The following is a 23,540-nucleotide window of genomic DNA, read 5'->3' as shown; positions in this document are numbered from 1 at the left end:
AACTTTCAACGAACCTCAAACCTCTATTAATACTTGTCTCACCAGGTACACCGCCAGCCATATCCCCGCTGTCAGCAAGAGGTACCTGAATATCACGATCCATAGCCGCTGTCCTGTTATCCTGGCTTTGATGAAGCCGAACAGGGTAGCGCTCAGAAAAACAAGCAGGCTGCTAAGGCGGGAAGAAGCGCTGAAATTCTCATTCGCAAAGTAAGGCCAGCAGGGAATAAGAGCGCCTGCCAGGAAACATATGCCCGCTACCAGGGAGCTGCGTACGGCGCGTAACGGGTGCCAGCTCACAGTCTGTACTTTTTCCTGTTGAAGGGTGTTTGCCCAGCGGCTGGCATCCTGGGCTATTTCCTGCTCCATATGTTCAATGGTTTCCCGGGTAATATCCAGTTGATGCAGCTTCTTTCTTTCTTGGGGAGAGAGGGTGGATTCGTCATGCGGGTCGCCACGGTTCGCCAGCCAGGAGGTGATCATCACCAATACGGCGCCTGCCAGCGAAACCCAGATGATCAGGTCATAGAACTGCTGTACGCTCACCTGCAATGCCTGAATCAGCAGGGTGGCAAAGAACAGCAGGAATAATCCATCGGGAAACCCGATCAGGAAGTCGGTTTTCCACCCGGTGCTTCGTATGGCCTTTTCTTTTGTTGGCACTTTATACAATTAATAATTAAGAATGGATGTTCCGGTGATGCATGTGTCACAATTTAATGCACATGGATGTATTGACTGTCTACTAACGCTGTCAGGCCTCCAATATTATTAATTCTTAATTATTAATTACCAGTTATTAAAGGGTGTCCAGGCTTTTCCCGATGATGGAGATACAATCCCTGATCTGGTTTGCATTGATCAGGAGTGGAGGTGCAAACCGGATTTTGTCGCCATGGGTGGGTTTTGCCAGCAGTCCGTTTTCTTTCAGGGCCAGGCAAAGGTCCCAGGCGGCTTCCGGGTTGGCGTGTTTGATGACAATGGCATTCAACAGGCCTTTACCACGGACAATCTTAACATGGGGCGACTGCAGGTTTTCAAGGCCTTCACGCAGTAATTGTCCCATGGCCAGGGCATTTTCCGCCATCTTTTCTTCCTTCAGTACGGTGAGGGCAGTAAGGGCCACTTTACAGGCCAGGGGGTTGCCACCGTAGGTAGAGCCATGTTCGCCGGGTTTGATGGTGAGCATGATCTCATCATCAGCCAGTACGGCTGATACGGGCAGGGTACCACCGGAAAGGGCTTTACCCAAAATCAGTATATCGGGGCGTACGTGCTCCAGGTCGCAGCACAGCATGGCCCCGGTACGGGCAAGGCCCGTCTGGATCTCATCTGCCATGAACAGCACATTGGCGTCTGTACAGTACTGCCGGGCTTTAGCAAGATAGCCGTCTGCAGGTACCATTACCCCGGCTTCGCCCTGGATGGGCTCTACCAGGAAGCCGGCTACATGCGGGTCCTGCAGGGCCTTTTCAAGGGCCGGAAGGTCGTTATAGGGAATTACTTCATAACCGGGCATATAGGGCCCGAATTCCTTACGGGCAGACGGATCTGTACTGAACGAGATCACGTTCAGGGTACGGCCGTGAAAGTTATTGGCGCAGGTAATGATCTTCGCCTTTCCTTCAGGGATGCCTTTTACGGCATAACCCCAGCGGCGGCAAAGTTTCAGGGCGGTTTCCACCGCTTCCACGCCGGTGTTCATGGGCAGCACCTTGTCGTACCCGAAGAACCGGGTAATGAAGGCCGCATACTCTCCGAGCAGGTCGCTATGAAAGGCCCGGGAGGTAAGAGTGAGGCGCCGGGCCTGCTCTACCAGTGTGGCAATAATACGGGGATGGCAATGTCCCTGGTTCACTGCAGAATATCCGGAAAGGAAATCGTAGTAACGTTTATCATCTACATCCCATACAAAAACGCCTTCGCCCCGGCTCAGCACTACAGGCAGCGGATGGTAGTTATGGGCGCCGTATTGCTCTTCCAGCGCGAGGTAATGTTGTGTTTTTTCAGAGAGTGTAAAAGCGGGTACCATAGAGGCAAAGGTAGGTAAAAGTTTGAGGTTAAAGCTCCTCCGCAGTACAGCTAAGCCCCGGCTACGCGTTTTTCAGCCGCTCCACCAGTTGTATATACTCCTGCGCTGCCTGCTCCTTTGTCTTTCCCTTCAACCCGGCCCAGGCCTCATATTTGGCTTTCCCTACTATATCAAAGGGATTGGCCGGTGGTTCGGTATTCACATCTCCTTCAGACGCCTGCTTGTACAGGGAGTACAGCTGCAGGAGGGTCTCATTGTCTGGTTTTTCGGCCAGCGTCTTGCTGGCCGCTACGGCTGCTTCAAATTGCTGTTGTAAGTCCATAATGGTGATTTAGAACGAAAATATAGTCAAAATTTGAATACCTTTGTGGTTTCAGATTTATGAAGAACATTAGGAATTTCTGCATTATTGCGCATATAGATCACGGCAAAAGCACACTGGCCGACAGGCTGCTGGAAAGTACCAAAACCATCTCTGAAAGGGATATGCAGGCCCAGGTGCTGGACGATATGGACCTCGAAAGAGAGAAGGGCATCACCATTAAGAGCCATGCCATCCAGATGAACTATACCTACCAGGGCGAAAAGTATACCTTTAACCTGATAGATACCCCCGGGCACGTTGACTTTTCCTACGAAGTATCCCGTGCGCTGGCTGCCTGTGAAGGCGCCCTGCTGCTGGTAGACGCTACCCAGGGTATACAGGCCCAGACCATCTCCAACCTGTACCTTGCGGTAGATAACGACCTGGAGATTATCCCCGTTATTAACAAGATCGATATGGACGGCGCCATGATCCCCGAAGTAAAGGACCAGATCGTGGAGCTGATCGGCTGCAAGGAGGACGAGATCCTGCTGGCATCCGGTAAAACGGGTATCGGCATTGAAGATATCCTGGAGGCCATCGTAAAACGCATTCCCGCTCCCAAGGGAGAACCGGAAGCGCCCCTCCAGGCACTGATATTTGACAGCGTATTCAACTCCTTCCGTGGCATCATCGCCTATTTCCGTGTCTACAACGGCTCGATCAAAAAAGGAGATAAGGTGAAGTTTGTGAACACCGGCCAGGAATACTTTGCTGATGAAGTAGGCATCCTCAAACTGGGACTGGAGCCCAAAAATGAGGTAAAGACCGGCGACGTTGGCTATATTATTACCGGTATCAAGAACGCCAAGGAAGTGAAAGTGGGCGATACCATCACCCTCAGCGCCAACCCCGGCGCCGGCATCAAAGGCTTCGAGGAAGTAAAACCCATGGTATTTGCCGGTATCTTCCCGGTGAATACCGACGACTTCGAAGAGCTGCGCGACTGTATGGACAAGCTCCAGCTGAACGACGCCTCGCTTACCTACGAACTGGAAACGTCTCAGGCCCTCGGCTTCGGTTTCCGCTGCGGCTTCCTTGGGATGCTGCACATGGAGATCATCCAGGAAAGGCTGGAACGCGAGTTCAACCAGACGGTGATCACCACTGTGCCCAACGTAGGCTTCATTGCCTATACTACCAAAAAGGAAGTGCTGACCGTGAATAACCCCTCCGAAATGCCGGACCCCAGCAGGCTGGAACGTATTGAGGAGCCGTTTATCCGCGCACAGATCATTACCAAACCGGAGTACATCGGCAATATCATGACCCTCTGCCTGGGCAAACGCGGTATCCTCATCAACCAGAGCTACCTCACCACCACCCGGGTGGAACTGATCTTCGAAATACCCTTAACGGAAATAGTATTCGACTTCTACGATAAACTGAAAAGTCAGACCCGCGGCTACGCATCATTCGACTATTCTCCCATTGGCCGCCGCGAGAGCGACATCGTGAAAATGGACATTCTCCTGAACGGCGATAAAGTGGATGCCCTCAGTGCACTGATCCACCGCAGCCGCGCGCAGGATTTTGGCCGCAAACTCTGCGAAAAGCTCAAAGAACTGCTGCCCCGCCAGCAATTCATGATCGCCATCCAGGCCGCTATCGGCGCCAAGATCGTTGCCCGCGAAACCATCAGCGCCATGCGTAAAGATGTAACCGCCAAATGTTATGGCGGCGACATTTCCCGTAAACGTAAACTGCTCGAAAAACAGAAGGAAGGTAAGAAACGCATGCGCCAGATCGGTAACGTTGAGGTGCCCCAGGAGGCGTTCCTGGCAGTACTCAAGCTGGACGACTAGGGAATTAGGTTAGCACATCATCGTGCCGGCATTATTAATGCTTCATTATTAATTAAAAAGGGTGCAAACGGTAATCTCCTGGAGTGGCGGCAAAGATAGTTGCTATGCAATGATGCAGGCAAAGGCCGCCGGCCATCATCCCCTCGTTTTATTAAGCATGATGAATGAGAACGGAAAGATATCCCGTTCCCATGGTTTGCCGCATGCGCTGATCCTGCGTCAGGCTGAGGCGATGGGGCTGCCCGTTGCCACCATCCCTACCACCTGGGAGGCTTATGAGGTGCGTTTCATAGCGGCGCTGCAGCAAACGGTAGCGCTCTACGGTGTGGAAGCAGCGGTGTTCGGGGATATTGACCTGCAGGCGCATCGCGACTGGGAAGAAAAAGTGTGCGCCGCCGCAGGTATTGAAGCCCTCCTGCCGCTCTGGCAGCAGTCCCGCCGGGAACTGGTAACCGCCATGCTTGAAAGCGGTATCCGCACCATGATCGTATCCTGTAACACACACCTGGGGCCTGATTTCCTGGGCAGGATCATGGATGAACAACTACTGGCAGACCTGGAAGCAAAAGGCGTGGATATAGCCGGAGAGAACGGTGAGTATCATACCCTGGTGTTGGATTGCCCCCTGTTTAAAGCACCGCTGGAGGTGGGGCCTTATACCAAAGTGCAGCATGAGCAGTATCATTTTCTGCAGTTTGAAGTTTAACCATTTATAAGGCAAATGGGTCTTCCTTACTACTACCATACGCTGTTTAAAAGATTGCTTCCTTCCATCACACATAACAAAAAGGTCCCGTTCTACACCGAACGGGACCTTCTCGTTTTTATACAAGAATTGAAATGACTATGCCAGTTGTTGTTGCTGTCCGAACGCATAACGTTTGATCAGCGCATACGCTCCAAACAGCAGGGCGCTATAAAATACGCTGCCCATGATCGTATTCAGGAAGAAATTGCCAAACATATCGTTACGGAAGAATGGAATGGCCGCCGCATAGCAGGTGATCAAACCGCTGAACGTGCGCGGGTACATACCACTCAGCATCCATACTCCTGCATTGGATATCAGGAAGAACAGGATACCGGTACCGATGGAAGCCAGCAGGATGGTCAGCGCATTCACTTTCTTTATACGCGTGCCTATCAGCGTGATCAGCAGGAAGGCGCCGTATACAAAGAACATCTGGGACCCGTAGAAACCATTGATGTTAGTGAACAGCTCAAAGAAAAGATCAGTAAGGAACAGGGTGGCCAGGGGTAAGATATAAGCCAGGCGCTTGTCTTTGATCACTACGCCGCCAAACAGGGCGCTGGCCCCTATGGCAGTAAAGTTCCACAGCTGTAATTCATTGGAAACCAGGCGGCCTAATCCGGCCAGTAAAATCAAGCCTGCGATCAGCAGTATTTCGGAGATAGCTGTTTTCTTCATATGTCGAAATTACGAAAAACGGTTTATTTAATTAATAATTAAGAATGAATAATATTAATTCCTAATTATTCATTACTCCTCAGAGCGGGACTGTCGCCTTGTATAAAAGGCCCTCGCCTTCAATGCGATAGGTTTCGCCAGCGGCCACAAAAACAGACTGGCCCTGTTGCAGGTCCAGTGTATCGCTGCCGCTGATCACAACGCTGCCGTTCAGCAGCAGCATGATCTCGGCTGCTTTGGCGGTATTTTCGTATATAGTACCGGGTTGCACTTTGATCTGGCTCACCACGAAATCGGGTGCAGGGGAGGAGTAGATCCTTTCTGCGCCATTGGCAGCGGTTTCGCCTTTCAGTATCCGTGGATGTACCGCTTCAAAACGGGTATGTTTCAACAATTCGGGCACATCAATATGCTTGGGGGTAAGGCCGCCGCGCAGCACGTTGTCAGAATTGGCCATCAGCTCCACGTTCTGTCCTTCGAGGTAAGCGTGCGGAATGCCGGCGTCCTGGAATACGGCATCGCCGGGCTGGGTTTGCACGATATTGAAGAAGTAGATGGAGAAGATGCCCCTGTCCAGGCGGTTCAGTCCCTGCGGATCATTGTCTATTGCACGTCCGGCCCAGAAAGCGGGATCGGATTTCTGCAGCTTGCCTTCTTTGTAGGCGGGCAGTACCCTTTCTGCCAGGGGGCGCAGGAAAGTGTTTACCTGTTCCTGCGGCATTTCCATTACCGTTTTGTATAAGCCGTAATAACCTTCACTTTCGTATGTACTTTTCAGTGAGCTGAACTCGGGTACGGAATCCAGCACTTTGGCAAGTTTATCTTCGGGCAAAAAGCCATGTAAGAGCCAGAATTCGCTGAGGGCCACCATGATCTCCGGTTTATGGTTGGCGTCTTTGTAATTGCGGTGCGGCGCATTGAGCGGAATGCCGGCGGCATTCTCCCGGTCAAAACCTTTCTCGGCCTCCGCTTTGGTGGGGTGTACCTGGATGGACAGCATCTCTCTTACATCCAGCACCTTGAAGAGGTAAGGCAGTTCCCTGAAGCGTTCCCATACGGGTGCGCCGATCACTTCAGCGGGTTGCCGGCTGATGAGCTGGTCCAGCGTAAGGCTGTCTCCATTGAGATGTATGGCTGAAGGTGCGCTGGGATGTGCGCCCATCCAGTATTCCGCCGAAGGTTCTTTACCTGCGGGGATGCCCAGTAATTGCGGTATATAATTATAACCGCCCCATGCGTAGTGCTGTATCTTGCCAGCCAGCCGGAATAACTTTTTATCAACTGCAGCCATTTGTGTAGATTTATTGATTTTCAGGTTGAAACCGGTCCCAAAATTAGTTGAAAAAATGGCTTCCCATAATGACCTGGGCAAAAAAGGGGAACAGATTGCCCGGATGTACTTACAGCAGCAGGCTTATGAAATTATGCACACTAACTGGAAATGGGGGCGCAAAGAAATTGATATCATCGCCCGTAAAGGGAACGACCTCATTTTCATCGAAGTAAAAACGCGGACTGATAATTTATTTGGCTGGCCCGAAGAGGCGGTGCATCATAAAAAAAGACAGTACCTGCAGGGCGCCGCAGAGGTATACCTGGAACGCAGCGAAGATACTCCCGCGGCTATACGTTTTGACATTGTTGCCATTACGTTTACGCAGGGAGAACAGTATGAGCTGGAACATTTTGAAGATGCGTTTTGAGGGGGCGGCCCCTCCTCATTAAGCGCCTGCTAACAGCCAACAACTATTACTCATCTCCACACCCCTGTATAATTCAGCGGCGTAATCGCTTTCAGCTCTTTCTTCAACGCTGCACTGATTTTCAATCCGTCAATGAATTTGTGCATGGTCTTTTGTGTGATCTGCTCTCCGCCGCGGGTCAGTTCTTTCAGGGCCTCATATGGTTGCGGGTAATTCTCGCGGCGCAGTACGGTCTGAATAGCTTCTGCTACAACGGCCCAGTTATTTTCCAGGTCTTCGTTCAGTTTCGCTTCATTCAGGATCAGTTTGTCCAGCCCTTTCTGGATGGAGCGCAGGGCCAGCAGGCTGTGACCAAAAGGTACGCCGATGTTGCGCAGCACGGTAGAATCCGTAAGGTCGCGCTGCAGGCGGGAGATGGGCAGTTTGGCGCTCAGGTGCTCAAACAGGGCATTGCCAAGGCCCAGGTTGCCCTCTGCATTTTCAAAGTCGATCGGGTTCACTTTGTGTGGCATGGCGCTGGAGCCTACTTCGTTCTTCTTCACTTTCTGCTTGAAGTAATCCATGGAGATGTAGGTCCATATATCGCGGCAGAGGTCTGTCAATATGTTGTTGATACGTTTCAGGGAGTCGAACTGGGCGGAGAGATTGTCGTAATGCTCTATCTGGGTGGTATAGCGCATACGTTGCAGTCCCAGGGCGCCGTTCACGAACTTGTCGGCAAATTTTTCCCAGTTCACTTTCGGGAAGGCTACGTGATGGGCGTTGAAGTTGCCGGTAGCGCCGCCGAATTTGGCCGCAAAAGGCACATCGCCCAGCAGTTTCACCTGGCCTTCCAGTCTTTCCACGAACACCAGTATCTCTTTTCCGAGGATGGTGGGCGATGCAGGCTGTCCGTGCGTGCGCGCCAGCATGGGGATCTTCATCCAGCCTTTGGCCAGTTTCTTCAGTTCCAGCACCATGTTGGCGATGGCGGGCATATATACCTGCTCAATGGCTTCTTTCCAGAGCAGGGGAGTGGCGGTATTATTAATGTCCTGTGAGGTAAGTCCAAAATGTACCCATTCCAGCTTGTCTTCCAGGTCAAGACGTTTCAGCTCGTTCTTTACGAAGTACTCCACCGCTTTTACGTCGTGGTTGGTGATCTTTTCCGTCTCTTTGATCAGCTGTGCGTTCTCGATGCTGAAATCCTGGTAGATCTTGCGCAGGGCGGGCACTCTAGCTTTGGGCAGGGTAAATACCTTTTGTTCTGCCAGCGCTATGAAGTACTCAATCTCCACGAGTACACGGTAACGTATCAACGCAAATTCAGAGAAATAGGCAGACAGTTCTTCAAGTTGTTTACGATAGCGTCCGTCCAGGGGAGAAATGGCAGTTAAAGGCTGTAGTATCATAAGTTGCAAGATCCAGGTTCCAGATTCCAAATCCCAGATTTCAAATTCCAAATGATTGTCGCGGATATCTCCGCGTTTGGAATCCGGGATTTGGAATTTGGGATTTAGGATGTGTAATTTTGTTAGTTTTGGCGCAAAAATACAGAAATTGGAACGGAAAGTAAAAGTAGCGGCAGTAAGTTATTTGAATACCAAGCCTTTGTTATATGGTTTCAGGGGACATGCTGTAATGAAAATGACGGAGCTCAGCATGGATTACCCGGCAGCAGTGGCCCGGCAGCTGATTGAAGGTAGTGTGGATGTTGCACTGGTACCGGTTGCAGTGATCCCTAAACTGGAAGAATCACATATCATATCTGATTTTTGCATAGGAGCGGAAGGTCCTGTAGCCTCCGTATGCCTGTTCAGCGATGTGCCCTTAAAACAGATCAAACGTATTTACCTCGATTACCAGAGCCGTACTTCTGTGGCCCTGCTGAAATTACTGGTGCGCGACTACTGGCGGCTGGACGCAGAGCTGGTGGAAACCAGCGGCGATTACCAGCAGCTGATCCAGGGCACCGATGCCGGACTCGTAATAGGCGACCGGGCACTGGAACAACGTAAAATATCTCCCTACATCTATGACCTGGCCGAAGCATGGATGCGCTATACCAGCCTTCCATTTGTATTTGCCGCCTGGGTCAGCAACAAACCGCTTCCCATCGAATTCATACAGGAGTTCAATAATGCCAACAGCATCGGCATACACAACATCCCTGCCGTAGTTGCCGAAAACCCTTACCCGGTCTTTGACCTGACGGCTTACTACACCAAGTATATCAGCTACCCGCTAACGCCCTCAAAACGTCAGGGTATGCAGCGATTCCTGTCATACCTGCGCTGAGGATAATTAATAATTAAGATTTAAGAATTCTTAATTTTTCTTAACTTCCTGCAAATACTGCATTTATGAAGATCGGTATCCTTGGTAGTGGGGCGGTAGGGCTCACTTTGGGCGCCGGGTTTGTAGGGATGGGCCACCATGTCATTATCGGAACGCGTAATCCTGCCAAGGAAGCGCTGCAGCAATGGGCAAAACGCCAGGGCCCCCTGGCTGCCATCAGCACATTCCGGGAAGCTGCGGCAGGCGGGGAGCTGATTGTTATCTGCGTGAGCTGGACCGGCGCCAAAAGCGCAATAGAACAAGCCGGCATCTGGAACTTCAAAGGCAAAACAGTAGTGGATGTTACCAACCCGCTGGATGGAAAAGGTCCTGATGAGGATGGACGGCTTTCATTCGTAAACGGCCTCCATTCCGCCGGAGAACAGATCCAGGCATGGCTGCCGCCGGATGCCTATGTAGTGAAAGCCCTCAGCTGCGTAGGTCATGAGATCATGTTCCAGCACCAGCAGGAAGGAGAGAAGCCCACCATGTTCATTTGCGGTAATAACCCACAGGCCAAGAAAGAAGTAAGCGCCATCCTCCACCAGATGGGCTGGGAAGATGTAGCCGATATGGGAAAGATCATCATGAGCCGGAATATAGAACCACTCTGCATATTATGGAGCGCCATCGGCTTCCGCACCGGCCGGTGGGACCATGCCTTTAAGATAGTAAGACCGCAGCAGAAGAAGGCATAAAAGCGGAGGCGCAAAGCATATAGCCTTGCGCCTTCGCTGCAGGATAATTATCAAACCTTAGATTAAAAACGTCAGCAGGTTGTTAACAGTGCCCCGAACCGTTCCCAGGGCGCCGCTGCCGCTCACCAGCAAGCCCGCAACAGTAGCGCCCGCAGTAGCAGTAAGGGTAGTCAATAATCCACCGCCTTTGATGGTGGTCAGTTCGTTGTCAGTAAGCGGGGTTAGCTGAACATTCACTAATGTTTCCATAGTCAGGTGTTTTTTTTAGGGGTAAAAAAAAGCTTTGTGATCATAAAATTGTTACAATCACAAAGCTCTTATAGTATCCGTTTTTTACCTAATCCTCACCGCTCTAAATTATCCTTACATGTTGTAAAACAGTAAGGAAACGCTATTTCTTCAACGCATCCTTCATTTCTTTCACCGTCTTCATCTCTCTTACCTTCACATAGAAATTCGGATCTACCTTGAACAGGCTGGGGTCCATATAGCTCAGGTTAGCAGTGGCCCAGCGATGGCCGGGGTGAATGAACTGGAAGTTGTTCTCGCCCACGGTAACCTTAACGGGCATATCAAAATCCGGAATGGAGGAAGACCAGCGGAAGTACAGCACCTGTCCTACAATGCGGTATTGCAGTTCGGGCAGGGTAGTATCGCGCAGGTACTGGTCAAATGTTTTCTGGAAATTAATGCCGCTCTTCTGGCTGATATAGCGTTCCACCTGTGCACCGGTAACGGTCTGGTGCATGAAATCAGTGTTCAGTCCGCGCAGGATCTGCCTGAACTTCTCATCATCATTCACGATCAGGCGGATCATGTGCAGCATGGTGCCGCCTTTATAATACATATCGCCGGAGCCTTCGGTGTTCACATTATACGGACCGATGATCGGGATATCGTTCTTGATGTTCTTACGGCAGCCGATAAGGTATTCGCTACCCGCCGCCTGGCCAAACTCACATTCTGTGAACAGTGTTTCCGAGTAGTTGGTAAAGCTTTCATGCACCCACATATCAGCGATGTCTTTGGTGGTGATATTGTTACCGAACCATTCATGGCCGCTTTCGTGCACAATAATAAAATCCCATTTAAGTCCCTGCCCGGTGCCGGAGAGATCTTTACCTTTATAACCCATCTGGTAACCATTACCATAGGCCACGGCGCTCTGATGCTCCATGCCCAGGTGAGGCGCGTCTACCAGCTTGTAGCTGTCCTTATAGAAAGGGTATTTACCAAACCAGAACTCAAAGCAGTGCAGCATGGGCTTTACAACGGCAAAATGCTTTTTGGCCTTTTCCACGTTGTAGTCCAGCACCCAGTAGCTGAGGTCCAGCTTACCGGCTACTCCCGCGTAAGTATCTTTGATCTCTTTGTAATTTCCGATATTGAGGGCTACGTCGTAGTTGTTGATCGGACTGCTCACATACCAGGTATAGGTAACGGTGCCGTCTTTATTATCCGTACGCAGCTTAAGGCGGCCGTTGGAAACATCCGTCAGGTCTTCCGGCACGGTAACGCTGATGGTCATATATTGCGGTTCATCGCTCTGGTGATCCTTATTAGGCCACCAAACGCTGGCGCCCAGTCCCTGGCAGGCGGTAGCGATCCAGGGACGTCCCTGCTCATCGCGGGTCCACACCACACCGCCATCCCAGGGTGCATTCACCGCCCGTTTAGGTTTACCATGATAGTAGACGGTGATCTGGCGGGTAGTGCCTTTTTTATCAGCTTTGGGCAGCTGGATAAACCAGGCGTTGCAGCTAACGGAGTCCCGGGTAAAGGTCAGTTTGGACTGGGTAGTGATCTTAAAGCTGTCGATGTCCATGATCACGCTGTCAATCAGCATCGGGTCCTGCAGGTCTATCTGCATGATGCTGTCTGGCGTCAGCACCTGGTACGTGATGGTGTTATAACCGCTGAAGGTGCTGTCTTTCAGTTCTACCTTTACGTTAAGATCATAAGATACTACATCCCACCAGGCGCGCTGGGGGGTGATGCTGCCCCTGAGGGTGTCTGCCCGTGTAAACCTGGATGGCTGGGGTCCTTTTAAGGGCGACTGCTTCTGCTGTTGGGCCTGTACGCCCAAAGCCGCCATCAACATCATCAAAAATAACATAGGTACGCCACGCATAATTCCGTAAGTATTTTGGGCGGCAAGATATTAATTTGCAGCGTAAAATGTAAAATGGTCATAGTAAAATGATAGATAATAAATATAAGCGGTTTTACGTTTGGCAGATCCCCGCTGCCTTTTCAGCTGCTGCCGTCAGCCTCTTTTTATTGCTGTCATTACTGTACCTGGGGGCCTGTCAGCCTGGACAAAGCGTCGGCAAAAAGGTGTTCCGCGTTAACCGGGACGATGGCATCGCCTCCCTGGACCCCGCTTTTGCCAGGAACCAGTCTGTAATGTGGGCCGTGCACCAGCTGTACGGTACCCTGGTGGAGCCGGACAGCCAGATGGTGATCCGCCCGTGGCTGGCCAGCCGCTGGGAAGAATCTGCCGATCATCTTACCTATACCTTTTACCTCCGGCCGGATGTATATTTTCATGACGATGAAGCCTTTCCCGGCGGAAAGGGCAGGAAACTCACCGCCGGCGATGTGGTTTACAGTTTCCGCCGCCTGATGGACCCCGCCACCGCCTCGCCGGGGGCATGGGTGTTTAACGGCAAGGTAGACCCGGACAATGGGTTCAAGGCCCTCAGCGATTCCGTTTTCCAGCTTACCCTGCTGGAGCCCTTCCACCCGATACTGGGCATCCTGAGCATGCAGTACTGCTCTATCGTCCCGCACGAGGCCGTGGAAAAATACGGGAAGGATTTCCGCAGGCACCCCGTGGGCACGGGGCCTTTCCGGTTCCACGACTGGGATGAGGGCCAGGCGCTGATCCTCCACCGCAACCCGCATTATTTTGAGAAAGACGCCCGGGGACGGCAGCTCCCTTACCTGGACGCCGTGAAATTCAGCTTCCTGGACAGCAAAGCCACCGAGTTCCTTTTGTTCAGGCAGGGCCAGCTGGATTTTATGAATGATATTGACGCCTCTTTTAAGGATGAAGTGCTGACCAAGACAGGGCAGCTGAAAAAGGAATGGAACGGCAAGATGGTGCTGGACAAAAGTCCTTTCCTGAACGTGGAATACCTGGGTTTCCTGGTGGATAGCAGCAAAACGGCGGTGGAACAGTCGCCCACCCGTCTTAAAAACATACGCCTGGCCATTAACCACGGCTTTGACCGGGTTAAACTGATGACCTACCTGCGTAACAGCATCGGCACACCGGCCAACAGCGGTTTTGTGCCCAGGGGACTGCCGTCTTTTGACCCGGATAAAGTAAAAGGCTATACCTACAACCCGGCTTTGGCGCGGCAGCTGCTGCAGGAAGCCGGTTATCCGGAAGGAAAGGGCCTGCCGCTTATCAGGCTGCTCACCATCCCCATGTATGCAGACCTGGCCAATTACATTGCCAACCAGCTGCAGGAAATTGGCCTGCGCATCCAGGTAGAGGTGGTGCAGAAAAGCCTGCTGCTGGAGCAGACGGCCAAATCGGCCGCCGTGTTCTTCCGGGGCACCTGGATAGCCGACTACCCCGACGCGGAAAGCTACCTGGCCTTCTTCTACGGCAAAAATCCCGCTCCGCCCAACTACACCCGCTACCAGAACCCGGTGTATGACCGCCTCTATGAAAAGGCCCTGCGGGAAACCGATGATTCCCTCCGGTACGCGCTGTACCGCGAAATGGACCGTATCATCGTGGAAGATGCCCCCGTGGTGCCGGTATTCTATGACGAGGCCATCCATTTCCTGCAGCCAAATGTAAAGGGCCTGCGCAACAATGGGCTGAACCTGCTGGAGTTACGCTGGGCAGAGCTGTGATTTTAACAAACAATTTTGAAAACGATCCGGTTATTTTAACATACCTTTGCCCCTTAGTATTCAATTTTTTCATGCAGGTTAGCAGGTGGCTTTTTTTACGGATCCGACTGGTAACTAACCACTAACAACTTATAATGGTAGCGATCTTGATCTTCTTCGGTGTGCATTGGTTCTTTTCACTGTTCTTTCACACTTTCTTCTTACACAGGTATGCTTCTCACCAGATGTATACCGCCAGCAAAGGCTGGGAGCGTGTTTTCTATTTCAGTACCTGGTTTTTCCAGGGCTCTTCCTACCTGGTTCCAAGAGCCTATGGTGTAATGCACCGTATGCATCACGAATATAGCGACACCGAACATGACCCGCATTCTCCCCACTTCTTTAAAGACGTGTGGTCTATGATGGTGCAGACCCGCAAATTGTATAACAGTTTCCTGACCCGCAAGAACGTGCCGGATGCCAAGTTCACGGCAGAACCTTTACCGGAGTGGCATGCACTGGATCGTTTTGGCGACCATATGCTGACCCGCCTGACCTTCGGACTGGGTTACATTGCTTTTTACGTAGCTTTTGCCCCCAGCTGGATCTGGTTCCTGCTGCTGCCCATTCACTTCCTGATGGGACCTGTACAGGGCGCTATCGTAAACTGGTGCGGTCACAAATACGGCTACAGCAACTTTAACAATAATGATCACTCCCGCAACACTTCCCCCTGGGGTATCCTGCTGCTGGGTGAGCTGTTCCAGAATAATCACCATATGTACAAAGACAGCCCGAATTTTGCCAAGAAATGGTTCGAATTCGATCCTACCTACCCGGTAATGAAGCTGATGAACTTTGTAGGTATTATCAAGCTGAAGAGCGCAAAAGTGAAGAAAGCCGAATATAAAGCGGCTGCCTGAGCCTGATCAAATATCTTCTGTAAATAACGAGAGATCGTCTGCTGTTCGGCAGACGATCTCTTTTTCTTTATATCCCACCCGTATTCCACCCGTATTCCACCCGTGTTAACCCAAGAGATAAAGTAGACATATAGTAGAGATATAGTAGCGATAACGTAGCCCCTATAGAGATACTACACCAATACGTTATCGATACGATATCCCGGGAGCAGACACGGGTCCTGCTGCAATTCAACAGCAATACTTCACGGTAAGCACCGGCTAATGTCACTAACTGATAACGTCTTTTCCTGGTTGTGTACCATTTACACAGCAGGGTATTGCCTGGAGTAGCTGAATGGAGAGAAAAAGTTTAATATTAAATGTGAAAACCGGATACTTAAGCATTCGTCCTGAATGGTTTATAAACCGCCGTTCCTGCCAGGGCCAACATCGCTTTGTCCCCATTACTATCGCCATAGGCGTAAATATCCTCGTATTGATCCAGCTGGTACTCCGCCTGAATGCGGCACACTTTCTCGTCTCCATTACAGTTAAGGCCCAATATGTTACCAGTGAGGTGTTGATCTTTTACTTCCAGCTGGGTAGCAATACAGCTGATACCCATAGTTGCACACCAGGGGGCCACCCAGTCACGGGCGGAGGCGGTTACCACGGCTACCAGGTGTCCTTTGGACTGGTGATCTTTGATAGCGGCAATAGCCTGGGGCCGCAGCAGGGAAGGCAGGCGGTGTTTGCAGAAGGCCTCGCACATGGTACGGAACTGTGCCGCCGGTGTGCCGCGGAAGAACCAGCGCAATACGATCTCCTTGGTACGGTGGCTGGACAGCAGCTTTAAACGGAACAATACCAGTACCGGGGAAAGCAGCAGCATGCCTGCATACATGGCAATGGCTCCTTTCTGATACCGGATGATCTCGAAAAGGGTATCCCGCCGTGTAATGGTGCCGTCAAAGTCAAAAAAAGCTATTTTCATAGACTAAATAGTTAGCTGTCAGTCATACACCGTTAATGATTGGCATTTATTGTTAAGAGTGTGTAGTGCACACACCGGAAAGTGTTATGTACCAATGGTTTATGTCCCTTATTTCACAATTTTAATTTTTTGAAGATAAACTCCGGTACTGACTTGATTATGAGCATAATATAGCGCCAGAACCATTTCACATACAATACATTCTTACGGCCTTTTAGTCCCTTTACCATCGCCGCTGCTACATCTGCCGGCTGGGCGGTCAGGAGCGGCGGCAGGGTGAGTCCTTCGGTCATACGGGTATACACAAAACCCGGTTGTACGCTCATTACATGAACACCCTGGTGGAACAGGCGGTTACGGAGTCCGCTAAGGTAAGCCGTAAAGCCAGCTTTTGCGCTGCCGTACAGGTAATTGCTCTGGCGGCCCCGTTCACCGGCCACAGAGCTGATGCCGATAATGGCGCCCTGGCGGCGGGCCGCATAATCATCTGCCACTATATTAAGTACGGAAACCGCCCCGGTATAGTTGGTATGGATGATGCGCTCCGCTTCCTGCCAGTTGGATTGCCCTTGCTGCTGATCGCCCAGGTAGCCAAATACACAGACGGTGATGTCTGGCTTCGGCTGCAGGCTGTTGTAGAAGGCAGCATGGCTGTCAAAGTCCAGCGCGTCAAAGGCATGCGTAGTGGCCTGGATACTGTAACGGATCTCCAGGTCCTGTTGTTGTGCCTGTAAAGCGGAAACATTGCGTGCAGCCAGTTGAATATCATACTTTTCTGCGGCAAACTGCCGGGCAATGGCGACGGCCATGTCTGAGGCGGCACCGAGGATGAGAACGGTAGGCATTTATTATAGATGAAGTAAGTATTAATAATTAAAAATCGTGATGGCGGAACAGGTGTATTATAGTTTGTGTTGATTCATGACGAGGTGGATGAGTTGATTGTGCGGGCGTCAGCAGGAGCCTGTCTGATTGAAGGGACCTGAACTGAGCGTTGCTGTTGTAATGCTTAACGATGTCCGCAAAGCGCTGGATATGAGGATAGCTTTGCCAGAAGACTTCCTGTTTCATGCGGGCATCCTTTGAAAGGTATATGCGGCCGCCGTATTGCAGTACGAGGGCATCCAGCTCGTCGAGGAAAGGGAAGAGTCCTTTTCTCACAGGGAAATCAAGCGCCAGGGTATAGCCTTCCATGGGGAAGGAGATGAGGCTGTCCTGGTGGCCAAATACTTTCAGAACGGCCAGGAAAGAGCCCCAGCCCTTATCGCTGATGCGTTGAAGGATGGCCACCAGGCCTTCTTTCTGATCCAGGGGCAGTACAAACTGGTACTGTACAAAGCCTGCTTTACCATAACCGCGGTTCCAGTGGAGGAAAGCGTCCAGGGGGTAGAAGAAGGGCTCGTAGGACACCACGTTATTGATTTCCCGTGCTGTATTTTTTGCGTAATACAGCCAGTTGAAGGCCTTCACGGTCAGTTTGTTCAGCACAAAAGACGGCAGGTTGAAGGGAAGGGTCAGCTTTTTCTTGGCAGGCAGCTGCAGGGGAGCATTGCGTTGCTCTGCAGGGAGCTCTTCCGGCGTGGCGTGCTCGCCCAGTATCAGGATGCTGCGGCCAAATGACTCGCCTTTCTGCAGGCAGTCTATCCAGGCCACGGAGTAGGTGTAGTGCTTGTTCTCTTCAAAGAGGCGGATCACTTCTTCCAGGTTGCGGGCCTTGATCTGCCGTTGCCGTATATACGAAGTGCTCACCTTTTTGAGGCGGAACTTCACCCGGGTAATGATGCCGGTGAGCCCCATGCCGCCGCAGGTAGCCTGGAAAAGATCTGTTTCCCTGTCGGGACCGCAGGTGATAGGCCCCAGGGAGGTGATCACCTCCATCTCTGTAATATGGCTGGAGAAAGCGCCGTCCACATGATGGTTCTTACCATGCACATCAGAGGCCACGGCCCCGCCCACGGTAATGAACTTGGTGCCGGGGGTAACGGGCAGGAACCATCCTTTGGGGACGATGATCTCCAGGATCTGGTCCAGCGTAACGCCGGACTGGCATTCAAAGATGCCTTCCGCGGTGTTGAAGCTGAGGACTTTATCGTATTTAAGGGTGGAAATGCTATAGTCGCCAAGGGAGGCATCGCCATAACAGCGGCCGTTGCCTCTCGCTATCAGCGAAGTTTGTGTATCCAGTATCTCCTGTAGCTGGTCTTCCCTGGAAAAGGAGCGCTCTTCGCAGGAAACGACCGGGTAATTGCCCCAATTTGCTAAGCGTTTTTGCATTAGTCAAAGAAACTTTTGTTTGCCGGTAAATAAATGATCACATAAAAGCTCAGGATCCACAGGGCTATGGTTACTTGGATAAAACGGTCTTTGTACAGGATTTTGGTAGGGGAGCCGGTATTATTCTCCACATAGGTTATTTGCAAATATCGTAATAATCCGGCAATTACAAAAAGAGTGGTATAATAGAGGCGATAGGTCTGGAAACGGAGTTGTGTGCTGGGGTCCAGGGTGTACATGAGGTAACACACGATGATCACGGCAGACAGCAGGGCCAGCATTGCGTTCATGAAGTCCATATTATACCCGCTGGCAGCTTTCCGCATTTCCGCGCCGGATACCTGTTTGATGATCACATCATCGCGGCGTTTGGCCACGGCCATAAAAAGGGCCAGCAGGAACACCATCACGATCAGCCAGGAGGAAACGGCGGTATTGGAAACAATGCCCCCGGCCTTGATGCGAAGCACGAAACCGGTGGAGAGTATGATAATATCCAGGATGGAAATATTCTTTAAGCCAAGGGAGTATAAGAGGTTCAGTACAAAGTAGATGCCTACAACAAACAGGAATTTTGGTTTTACATACCAGGCCAGGCCGATGCCGATGGCCAGGCAGATCACAAAGAGAACGAGACCGGCTGCCGGCGAAACTGCTCCGGATGCCATCGGTCGTTTACGCTTTACCGGATGCCGGCGGTCTGCCTCAATATCCTTATAGTCATTAATAATATAGATACTGCTGGCCGTAAGGCTGAACGCAAAGAACGACAGTATCAGGTCTGATACCATGGACAAGTGAAAAAGCTCTCCTGCAAAAAAGAGGGGCACGAACAGAAATAAGTTTTTAACCCAATGATGGGGCCTGAGTAGTTTTAGATATTGCACCGGGATAGCGAACTGATTGATCAGGGGGCAAGATACAAAAAAAGCCGATAGCTGTTAGCTATTAGCAATTCGCTAACAGCCAGGGGCTAGCAGCTAACTGCTTTTTTAATTACTTTTGGGGCACTAAAAAAAATCGTTCCCCCATATGTCGATGTCCGGGTCTTCCCTTTACCAAAAACGTAGCATCTTTACCGTAATTGAGGCAGTGATCATTATTGGCCTGGCCCTGGTACCGCTTTTTGCCACCTTTCCCTACCGGGTGAACATCTTCCTTTCCTGGGAGGGCGCTTACCGTATGTCACAGGGGCAGATGCCCTATAAGGATTTCGGTTTGCCGCTGGGATATGGCTACTGGATCATCCCCTCGATATTCTTCCGGCTGTTTGGTCCCCAGCTCATTTCGCTGGTAAAGGCCCAGGTGTTTATTAATATAATGGCCGGGTTTTCGTTCAGGCATATACTGCAGCGCCTGGAACTGGCGCCGGGTATCCGGGCATTGTCTGTACTGGTGTTCGTACTGTCTTACTCGTTCTTTAATTTCTGGCCCTGGTATAACCATACGGTGATCGTTTATGAGCTGGCGGGACTGGCGTTCCTGTTCCAGTATCTCACGGGGCCGCAAACACGTAAACGCTTATTATGGTTACTGCCGGCAGCCCTGTTTGTATTCCTGTCTATCTTTACCAAGCAGGATGGCGGCGGACTGGCCCTGTTGTTATGCCTGGCCCTTTTATTATATAACAGCCTGCATGAAAAAAGCTGGCTGGGTATACCGGTATTCCTGGGCTTCCTGGCCCTGGTGGCGGCCATCTTTATCCTGCCGCTGACCCGTTACGGCTTTGGCTACTGGTTTAACCATGGACAACCGCCGCATAATTCCCGCCTGGCAGTCAGTGATTTTGCAGAGGAGATCCTCGGGGGCTCCCAGTGGATCAAATTCTACCTGGTGTTGATGGTAGTGAGCCTGGTACCGGCGTTTCGGAAATTTAAAGCTTTCTGGGAGAATAAACGGGCCATGTTGTTTACGCTGCTCACCCTGGGTATATTGGCAGAAGCGGCCCTTTTCCAGGTAACCAGCTATACGCCGCCGGACAATAATATCTTCTTCCACAGTTTCGCCTTTGCTTTCTTGTGTGCGCAGTTCAGCTCCTTACAGCAGGTAGACCTGGGGCGTTTCAGGGCATTTACCGCTGCAGCCCTGCTGGTGCTTTTGTGGTGGTCTGGCGTATTCTGGAAATATATTGACCGGGTGTTTGCCCGGGTGTTTCCCACCACGGAGGTGGCAGCCAGCGCACCGGGTGCGGAGAACGTGGTATCCCGCCGCAATTTTATGCTGAGCACTGATACCGGGGTGAATGTGCCGACTTCGGAATGGGTGTTCAGCCGCCTGCCCGGGTTTAAAAAGGTCTATATGCCGCCTTCCACCGTAGAAGGTATGGAACGGCTGCTGCAGCTGCCTGTTGTAAAAGAAAAGAAGGATAGCATTAAAGTGCTGAACATGACGGAGTTAACCCCCCTGGCGCATGCGATGCCTTTCCGGCTTGAAACCGGGCAGGATTACCCCTTGTGGTATCACCTGGGTGTGGGTATGTTTAACCGGCAGCTGGATGCTTTCACCCAAAAGGTGAGGGGCCATCATTACGATCTTATATTGTATGAATATGCGCCGGGATTGAATAATTTCTTCCCTTTTGCGCTCCGTAAAGAGCTACAGGAGCATTACCGCCTGGCCGATACGTTCCTGGCGCCCCGGCGGCCTACGAACGCCACCATCGAGGTATATGTAAAACCTTAAAAAAATATTGCTGCAAACACCCAACCTTTTGGTAGCAGGGACCTGTCATAGTCTAAATGTTTGGGGTCTGAAAGTTTAACGGTTTGAAAGTTTAAAAGTTTGATCTCGTTCGCGAACGTTTTTAACTTTCAAACCCGCAGACTTTTAAACTTTCCGACGTGAAACCGTTCGGCTTTTAAACAATCAAAATTAACTAAGCTGCCACCGAAGGTATCTGAACATACCGCACCCTCTGATAATGGACACGACAGCCTGGACCAGATACTGGAAGGCTGCCGCAGGAATGACCGTTTGAGCCAGGAAAAGCTCTATAACCTGTTCTTTGACCGGCAGTTGTCTATGATCAGGAGGTATACCAGCGACCGTGACAAAGCGGTGGATATCCTGAACAACGGTTTCCTGAGGGCATTTAAAAAGATAGGAGATTATAGCCATACCGGCAGCTTTGAGGGCTGGTTGCGCAGGATCATGATACATGCCATTGCCGACTACTTCAGAAGCGCCCAGGCACAGATAAAAGCGCAGGCGGTGGGAGAGATCCCTGAATATGCACATTATACCGATGATAATAACCAGCTGGAATATAAGGAACTGTTGCTGGTGCTGCAACAATTGCCACCCACTACAAGGGTGGTGATCAACCTGTTTATTATTGAGGGGTATGCACATAAGGAAATTGCATCGCTGCTGAATATCAGCAGCGGCACTTCCAAATGGCATGTTGCGGAAGGCAAACGGATATTGAAGGAGCAACTTTTGGCACAGCGGTCTTTTGATAATAACAAGCCCGTATGAACGAATGGATGACAAGCACTCACATATTGAAGATTGGCTGAGAAAGGCCGCTGCCCGGCAAGACGCCCCGGAAGATTCCGGAGCGGAGCTGAAGCGCCAGTCCTGGTCAAAAATGGCAGCCCTGCTGGATGAGGAAGACGCCGCTAAGCCAAAGCCGCGCATTCTTCGCTTCCGGTTTAACAGGGCTGCCATTATCATTCCCTTCGTTGCCACGGGGCTGTTCGCCGCTGCTATGTGGGTGGCGCCGCATTTCCTGCGGGAAACAAAACCGGGAGGAGCGTCATCCGGCACCCAAACGCATTCACCACATAAGCACAAGCCGCTGCAAACGCCGGAAACACTGAACACTAATAACATAGCGGCTGACAGCTCTTTCATTCCTGCAAATAGCAACGTGCTGCCGGGCATACCTGCTGCAGACAGCAGCGGGGTGGTACCGGCAACCATTACCGGTACACCCGGGGCAGGAGACCCTGCGCTGCCAATTAACCCTGCGTTGACAGCGGCGGAAAAAAGGCGGGGAGATGCGGCCCGTACCAGGGCAGCAGCGAACGATCAACTGAATAATAGTGTTCCGCCGGCAACCATTGCCCGCGCGGCAGCAGGTAGCATGGCCGCACCAGCAGCCGGGCATACAAATACACCTGCAAACAACCATTCTGACAGGCCGGTTAAAAGCGCCGGTCATCAGCTGACGGCTGCAAAGAAAGGCAATGTAATTGCCAAAGAAGGGAAGGGGCAGGATCGCGCAGCCGCTCCCGGCGCTATGGACGGCAATCATGTAACGGCCGCAAAAGGATATCAGCAAAGCCTGCTTCATAATAAAGTAAATAACACATCCGTACCCGGTACTGCAGATGATAATGAACCTGTTGCAGGTGTACCCACTGTGAAGGATAAACGTTTTTCATGGCTGAATCCCCTTGTTACACCTAACGTATTTGCGTCGCCGTTAGCTACGCTGTCGGCAGGCAGCCGCCATGCAGGGGTACCGGTATCCGCTTCCGGAAGCGGCGGATTAAGCATGGGCGCAACAGCAAGCCGCTGGGGTTTGCAGCTGGGTGTACTATCGCCTTTAAGCAGTGCCTTAGGTCTTCGTGTGGGCGTGTTATATATATACCCGCTGGGTAATAACTGGTTCCTGCAGCCGCAGTTGAGCGCCAGTTATATTACCGGCTATAATAAAGTTTTCTCGCACGTAGCCGTCAGCAAATATCGCATTGATACCACGGGCGGCGGTATACAGGATCGTTACAACGTGGATACTACCCGCACACCCTATACTTTCAGGCGCGCCTTTGCAGGATCTGCCGGTATCAATGTTGGATATCACCGCAATAAGCTGGCAGTGAGCAGCGGCCTGGTATACAGCATGGCTGCGGCTTCGGGCACGAAAGACAGCGCGACTGTCAGCTCCCGCATAATACGCGATACTACGCTAAACCCCGGATCATTTACAGACCCTGCGTTCAGTCCGGGCCGTTTACCCGGCAGGAACCAACTCAGCTGGAACCTGGATCTCTCCTGGTATGTAAGTCCACGGCTGCAGGCCGGCTTCAATTACCGGGTAGTACTGTGGCGTTCTGCCGGTGATAAGGGTTTCCAGGCGCCGCTGCAACGGATCCAGGACAACAGCCTGCTGGAGCTGTATATCCGTATACCCATCGGCAAAAAATAACATCGTCTTTTTA

22 protein-coding genes are annotated in these 23,540 nt (G+C 51.3%); 10 read left to right on the top strand and 12 right to left on the bottom strand.

What is annotated here, in order from left to right; genetic code table 11:
* Positions 1-15: 15 nt before the first annotated feature.
* The 3 genes from Q0577_RS09345 to Q0577_RS09335 all read right to left on the bottom strand — a co-directional run bounded on the left by Q0577_RS09345 (position 16) and on the right by Q0577_RS09335 (position 2,354).
* Entirely contained in the window at positions 16-663 is a 648-nt protein-coding gene (locus tag Q0577_RS09345; protein WP_298735260.1) for a VIT1/CCC1 transporter family protein, read from the bottom strand.
* 136 nt (positions 664-799) lie between these two features.
* Positions 800-2,032, bottom strand: coding sequence for an ornithine--oxo-acid transaminase (rocD, locus tag Q0577_RS09340; RefSeq protein ID WP_298735257.1), 1,233 nt, complete (start codon positions 2,030-2,032; stop codon positions 800-802).
* Positions 2,033-2,093: 61 nt separating this feature from the next.
* A complete protein-coding gene (locus Q0577_RS09335) occupies positions 2,094-2,354 on the bottom strand; it encodes an acyl-CoA-binding protein (RefSeq protein WP_298735253.1) in 261 nt (86 codons plus the stop codon).
* Between the two features lie 59 nt (positions 2,355-2,413).
* Here Q0577_RS09335 and lepA point away from each other — a divergent pair, with 59 nt between their 5' ends.
* Both lepA and Q0577_RS09325 read left to right on the top strand, forming a co-directional pair.
* Positions 2,414-4,201, top strand: coding sequence for a translation elongation factor 4 (gene lepA / locus Q0577_RS09330; RefSeq protein WP_298735250.1), 1,788 nt, complete (start codon positions 2,414-2,416; stop codon positions 4,199-4,201).
* A gap of 61 nt (positions 4,202-4,262) precedes the next feature.
* Complete coding sequence (locus Q0577_RS09325; protein WP_298735247.1) at positions 4,263-4,907, top strand: diphthine--ammonia ligase; 645 nt, start codon at positions 4,263-4,265, stop codon at positions 4,905-4,907.
* A gap of 138 nt (positions 4,908-5,045) precedes the next feature.
* Here Q0577_RS09325 and Q0577_RS09320 read toward each other — a convergent pair whose 3' ends face one another.
* Positions 5,046-5,630, bottom strand: coding sequence for a DUF6580 family putative transport protein (locus tag Q0577_RS09320; RefSeq protein ID WP_298735244.1), 585 nt, complete (start codon positions 5,628-5,630; stop codon positions 5,046-5,048).
* A 79-nt stretch (positions 5,631-5,709) separates the two neighbouring features.
* Positions 5,710-6,921, bottom strand: a complete 1,212-nt coding sequence (manA, locus tag Q0577_RS09315; protein ID WP_298735242.1) for a mannose-6-phosphate isomerase, class I — start codon at positions 6,919-6,921, stop codon at positions 5,710-5,712.
* Between the two features lie 55 nt (positions 6,922-6,976).
* Between manA and Q0577_RS09310 the strand changes: the two genes are divergently transcribed.
* Entirely contained in the window at positions 6,977-7,333 is a 357-nt protein-coding gene (locus Q0577_RS09310) for a YraN family protein (RefSeq protein ID WP_298735239.1), read from the top strand.
* 50 nt (positions 7,334-7,383) lie between these two features.
* On the opposite strand, the gene purB is transcribed toward Q0577_RS09310, so the two are convergent.
* A complete protein-coding gene (gene purB, locus Q0577_RS09305; RefSeq protein ID WP_298735238.1) occupies positions 7,384-8,724 on the bottom strand; it encodes an adenylosuccinate lyase in 1,341 nt (446 codons plus the stop codon).
* Between the two features lie 148 nt (positions 8,725-8,872).
* Here purB and Q0577_RS09300 point away from each other — a divergent pair, with 148 nt between their 5' ends.
* Positions 8,873-9,610 (top strand): menaquinone biosynthetic enzyme MqnA/MqnD family protein, encoded by a 738-nt coding sequence (locus Q0577_RS09300; protein ID WP_298735236.1) that lies wholly within the window; start codon positions 8,873-8,875, stop codon positions 9,608-9,610.
* Between the two features lie 65 nt (positions 9,611-9,675).
* Positions 9,676-10,347, top strand: a complete 672-nt coding sequence (locus tag Q0577_RS09295; protein ID WP_298735233.1) for an NAD(P)-binding domain-containing protein — start codon at positions 9,676-9,678, stop codon at positions 10,345-10,347.
* 57 nt (positions 10,348-10,404) lie between these two features.
* On the opposite strand, the gene Q0577_RS09290 is transcribed toward Q0577_RS09295, so the two are convergent.
* Both Q0577_RS09290 and Q0577_RS09285 read right to left on the bottom strand, forming a co-directional pair.
* Positions 10,405-10,596: a hypothetical protein gene (locus tag Q0577_RS09290; RefSeq protein WP_298735230.1), complete on the bottom strand. Its 192-nt coding sequence runs from the start codon at positions 10,594-10,596 to the stop codon at positions 10,405-10,407.
* Positions 10,597-10,738: 142 nt separating this feature from the next.
* Positions 10,739-12,478 (bottom strand): M1 family metallopeptidase, encoded by a 1,740-nt coding sequence (locus tag Q0577_RS09285; RefSeq protein ID WP_298735227.1) that lies wholly within the window; start codon positions 12,476-12,478, stop codon positions 10,739-10,741.
* Between the two features lie 68 nt (positions 12,479-12,546).
* Here Q0577_RS09285 and Q0577_RS09280 point away from each other — a divergent pair, with 68 nt between their 5' ends.
* Positions 12,547-14,220 (top strand): ABC transporter substrate-binding protein, encoded by a 1,674-nt coding sequence (locus Q0577_RS09280; protein ID WP_298735224.1) that lies wholly within the window; start codon positions 12,547-12,549, stop codon positions 14,218-14,220.
* A gap of 134 nt (positions 14,221-14,354) precedes the next feature.
* A complete protein-coding gene (locus tag Q0577_RS09275; RefSeq protein ID WP_298735221.1) occupies positions 14,355-15,122 on the top strand; it encodes an acyl-CoA desaturase in 768 nt (255 codons plus the stop codon).
* A gap of 379 nt (positions 15,123-15,501) precedes the next feature.
* Here Q0577_RS09275 and Q0577_RS09270 read toward each other — a convergent pair whose 3' ends face one another.
* The 4 genes from Q0577_RS09270 to Q0577_RS09255 all read right to left on the bottom strand — a co-directional run bounded on the left by Q0577_RS09270 (position 15,502) and on the right by Q0577_RS09255 (position 19,259).
* Positions 15,502-16,098 (bottom strand): HAD-IB family hydrolase, encoded by a 597-nt coding sequence (locus tag Q0577_RS09270; protein WP_298735218.1) that lies wholly within the window; start codon positions 16,096-16,098, stop codon positions 15,502-15,504.
* 113 nt (positions 16,099-16,211) lie between these two features.
* A complete protein-coding gene (locus Q0577_RS09265; protein WP_298735216.1) occupies positions 16,212-16,943 on the bottom strand; it encodes an SDR family oxidoreductase in 732 nt (243 codons plus the stop codon).
* 28 nt (positions 16,944-16,971) lie between these two features.
* On the bottom strand, positions 16,972-18,372 hold the full coding sequence (locus tag Q0577_RS09260) for an FAD-binding oxidoreductase (protein ID WP_298735214.1): 1,401 nt from the start codon (positions 18,370-18,372) through the stop codon (positions 16,972-16,974).
* On the bottom strand, positions 18,372-19,259 hold the full coding sequence (locus Q0577_RS09255) for a decaprenyl-phosphate phosphoribosyltransferase (protein WP_298735212.1): 888 nt from the start codon (positions 19,257-19,259) through the stop codon (positions 18,372-18,374). Before Q0577_RS09255 ends, Q0577_RS09260 begins: the two co-directional genes overlap by 1 nt.
* Positions 19,260-19,404: 145 nt before the next feature.
* Between Q0577_RS09255 and Q0577_RS09250 the strand changes: the two genes are divergently transcribed.
* The 3 genes from Q0577_RS09250 to Q0577_RS09240 all read left to right on the top strand — a co-directional run bounded on the left by Q0577_RS09250 (position 19,405) and on the right by Q0577_RS09240 (position 23,527).
* On the top strand, positions 19,405-21,054 hold the full coding sequence (locus tag Q0577_RS09250; protein ID WP_298735210.1) for a hypothetical protein: 1,650 nt from the start codon (positions 19,405-19,407) through the stop codon (positions 21,052-21,054).
* 198 nt (positions 21,055-21,252) lie between these two features.
* Positions 21,253-21,849 carry an RNA polymerase sigma factor gene (locus Q0577_RS09245; RefSeq protein WP_366884154.1) on the top strand — a complete coding sequence of 199 codons (597 nt, stop codon included), beginning with the start codon at positions 21,253-21,255 and terminating at the stop codon, positions 21,847-21,849.
* 4 nt (positions 21,850-21,853) lie between these two features.
* Entirely contained in the window at positions 21,854-23,527 is a 1,674-nt protein-coding gene (locus Q0577_RS09240) for a hypothetical protein (RefSeq protein WP_298735207.1), read from the top strand.
* Positions 23,528-23,540: the final 13 nt, after the last annotated feature.

This window comes from uncultured Chitinophaga sp., from assembly GCF_937898475.1.
GTDB lineage: Bacteria > Bacteroidota > Bacteroidia > Chitinophagales > Chitinophagaceae > Chitinophaga.
Note: the sequence above shows the minus strand (reverse complement) of the source record. Positions and strands in the feature narration are given on the sequence as shown.

Coding starts and splice junctions, on each gene's coding strand:
- Q0577_RS09265 (WP_298735216.1), bottom strand. CDS start 16,943: ATGCCTACCGTTCTCATCCTCGGTGCCGCCTCAGACATGGCCGTCGCC.
- Q0577_RS09295 (WP_298735233.1), top strand. CDS start 9,676: ATGAAGATCGGTATCCTTGGTAGTGGGGCGGTAGGGCTCACTTTGGGC.
- Q0577_RS09335 (WP_298735253.1), bottom strand. CDS start 2,354: ATGGACTTACAACAGCAATTTGAAGCAGCCGTAGCGGCCAGCAAGACG.
- Q0577_RS09240 (WP_298735207.1), top strand. CDS start 21,854: ATGGATGACAAGCACTCACATATTGAAGATTGGCTGAGAAAGGCCGCT.
- Q0577_RS09260 (WP_298735214.1), bottom strand. CDS start 18,372: ATGCAAAAACGCTTAGCAAATTGGGGCAATTACCCGGTCGTTTCCTGC.
- Q0577_RS09250 (WP_298735210.1), top strand. CDS start 19,405: ATGTCGATGTCCGGGTCTTCCCTTTACCAAAAACGTAGCATCTTTACC.
- Q0577_RS09280 (WP_298735224.1), top strand. CDS start 12,547: ATGATAGATAATAAATATAAGCGGTTTTACGTTTGGCAGATCCCCGCT.
- lepA (WP_298735250.1), top strand. CDS start 2,414: ATGAAGAACATTAGGAATTTCTGCATTATTGCGCATATAGATCACGGC.
- rocD (WP_298735257.1), bottom strand. CDS start 2,032: ATGGTACCCGCTTTTACACTCTCTGAAAAAACACAACATTACCTCGCG.
- purB (WP_298735238.1), bottom strand. CDS start 8,724: ATGATACTACAGCCTTTAACTGCCATTTCTCCCCTGGACGGACGCTAT.
- Q0577_RS09310 (WP_298735239.1), top strand. CDS start 6,977: ATGGCTTCCCATAATGACCTGGGCAAAAAAGGGGAACAGATTGCCCGG.
- Q0577_RS09275 (WP_298735221.1), top strand. CDS start 14,355: ATGGTAGCGATCTTGATCTTCTTCGGTGTGCATTGGTTCTTTTCACTG.
- Q0577_RS09320 (WP_298735244.1), bottom strand. CDS start 5,630: ATGAAGAAAACAGCTATCTCCGAAATACTGCTGATCGCAGGCTTGATT.
- manA (WP_298735242.1), bottom strand. CDS start 6,921: ATGGCTGCAGTTGATAAAAAGTTATTCCGGCTGGCTGGCAAGATACAG.
- Q0577_RS09290 (WP_298735230.1), bottom strand. CDS start 10,596: ATGGAAACATTAGTGAATGTTCAGCTAACCCCGCTTACTGACAACGAA.
- Q0577_RS09285 (WP_298735227.1), bottom strand. CDS start 12,478: ATGCGTGGCGTACCTATGTTATTTTTGATGATGTTGATGGCGGCTTTG.
- Q0577_RS09270 (WP_298735218.1), bottom strand. CDS start 16,098: ATGAAAATAGCTTTTTTTGACTTTGACGGCACCATTACACGGCGGGAT.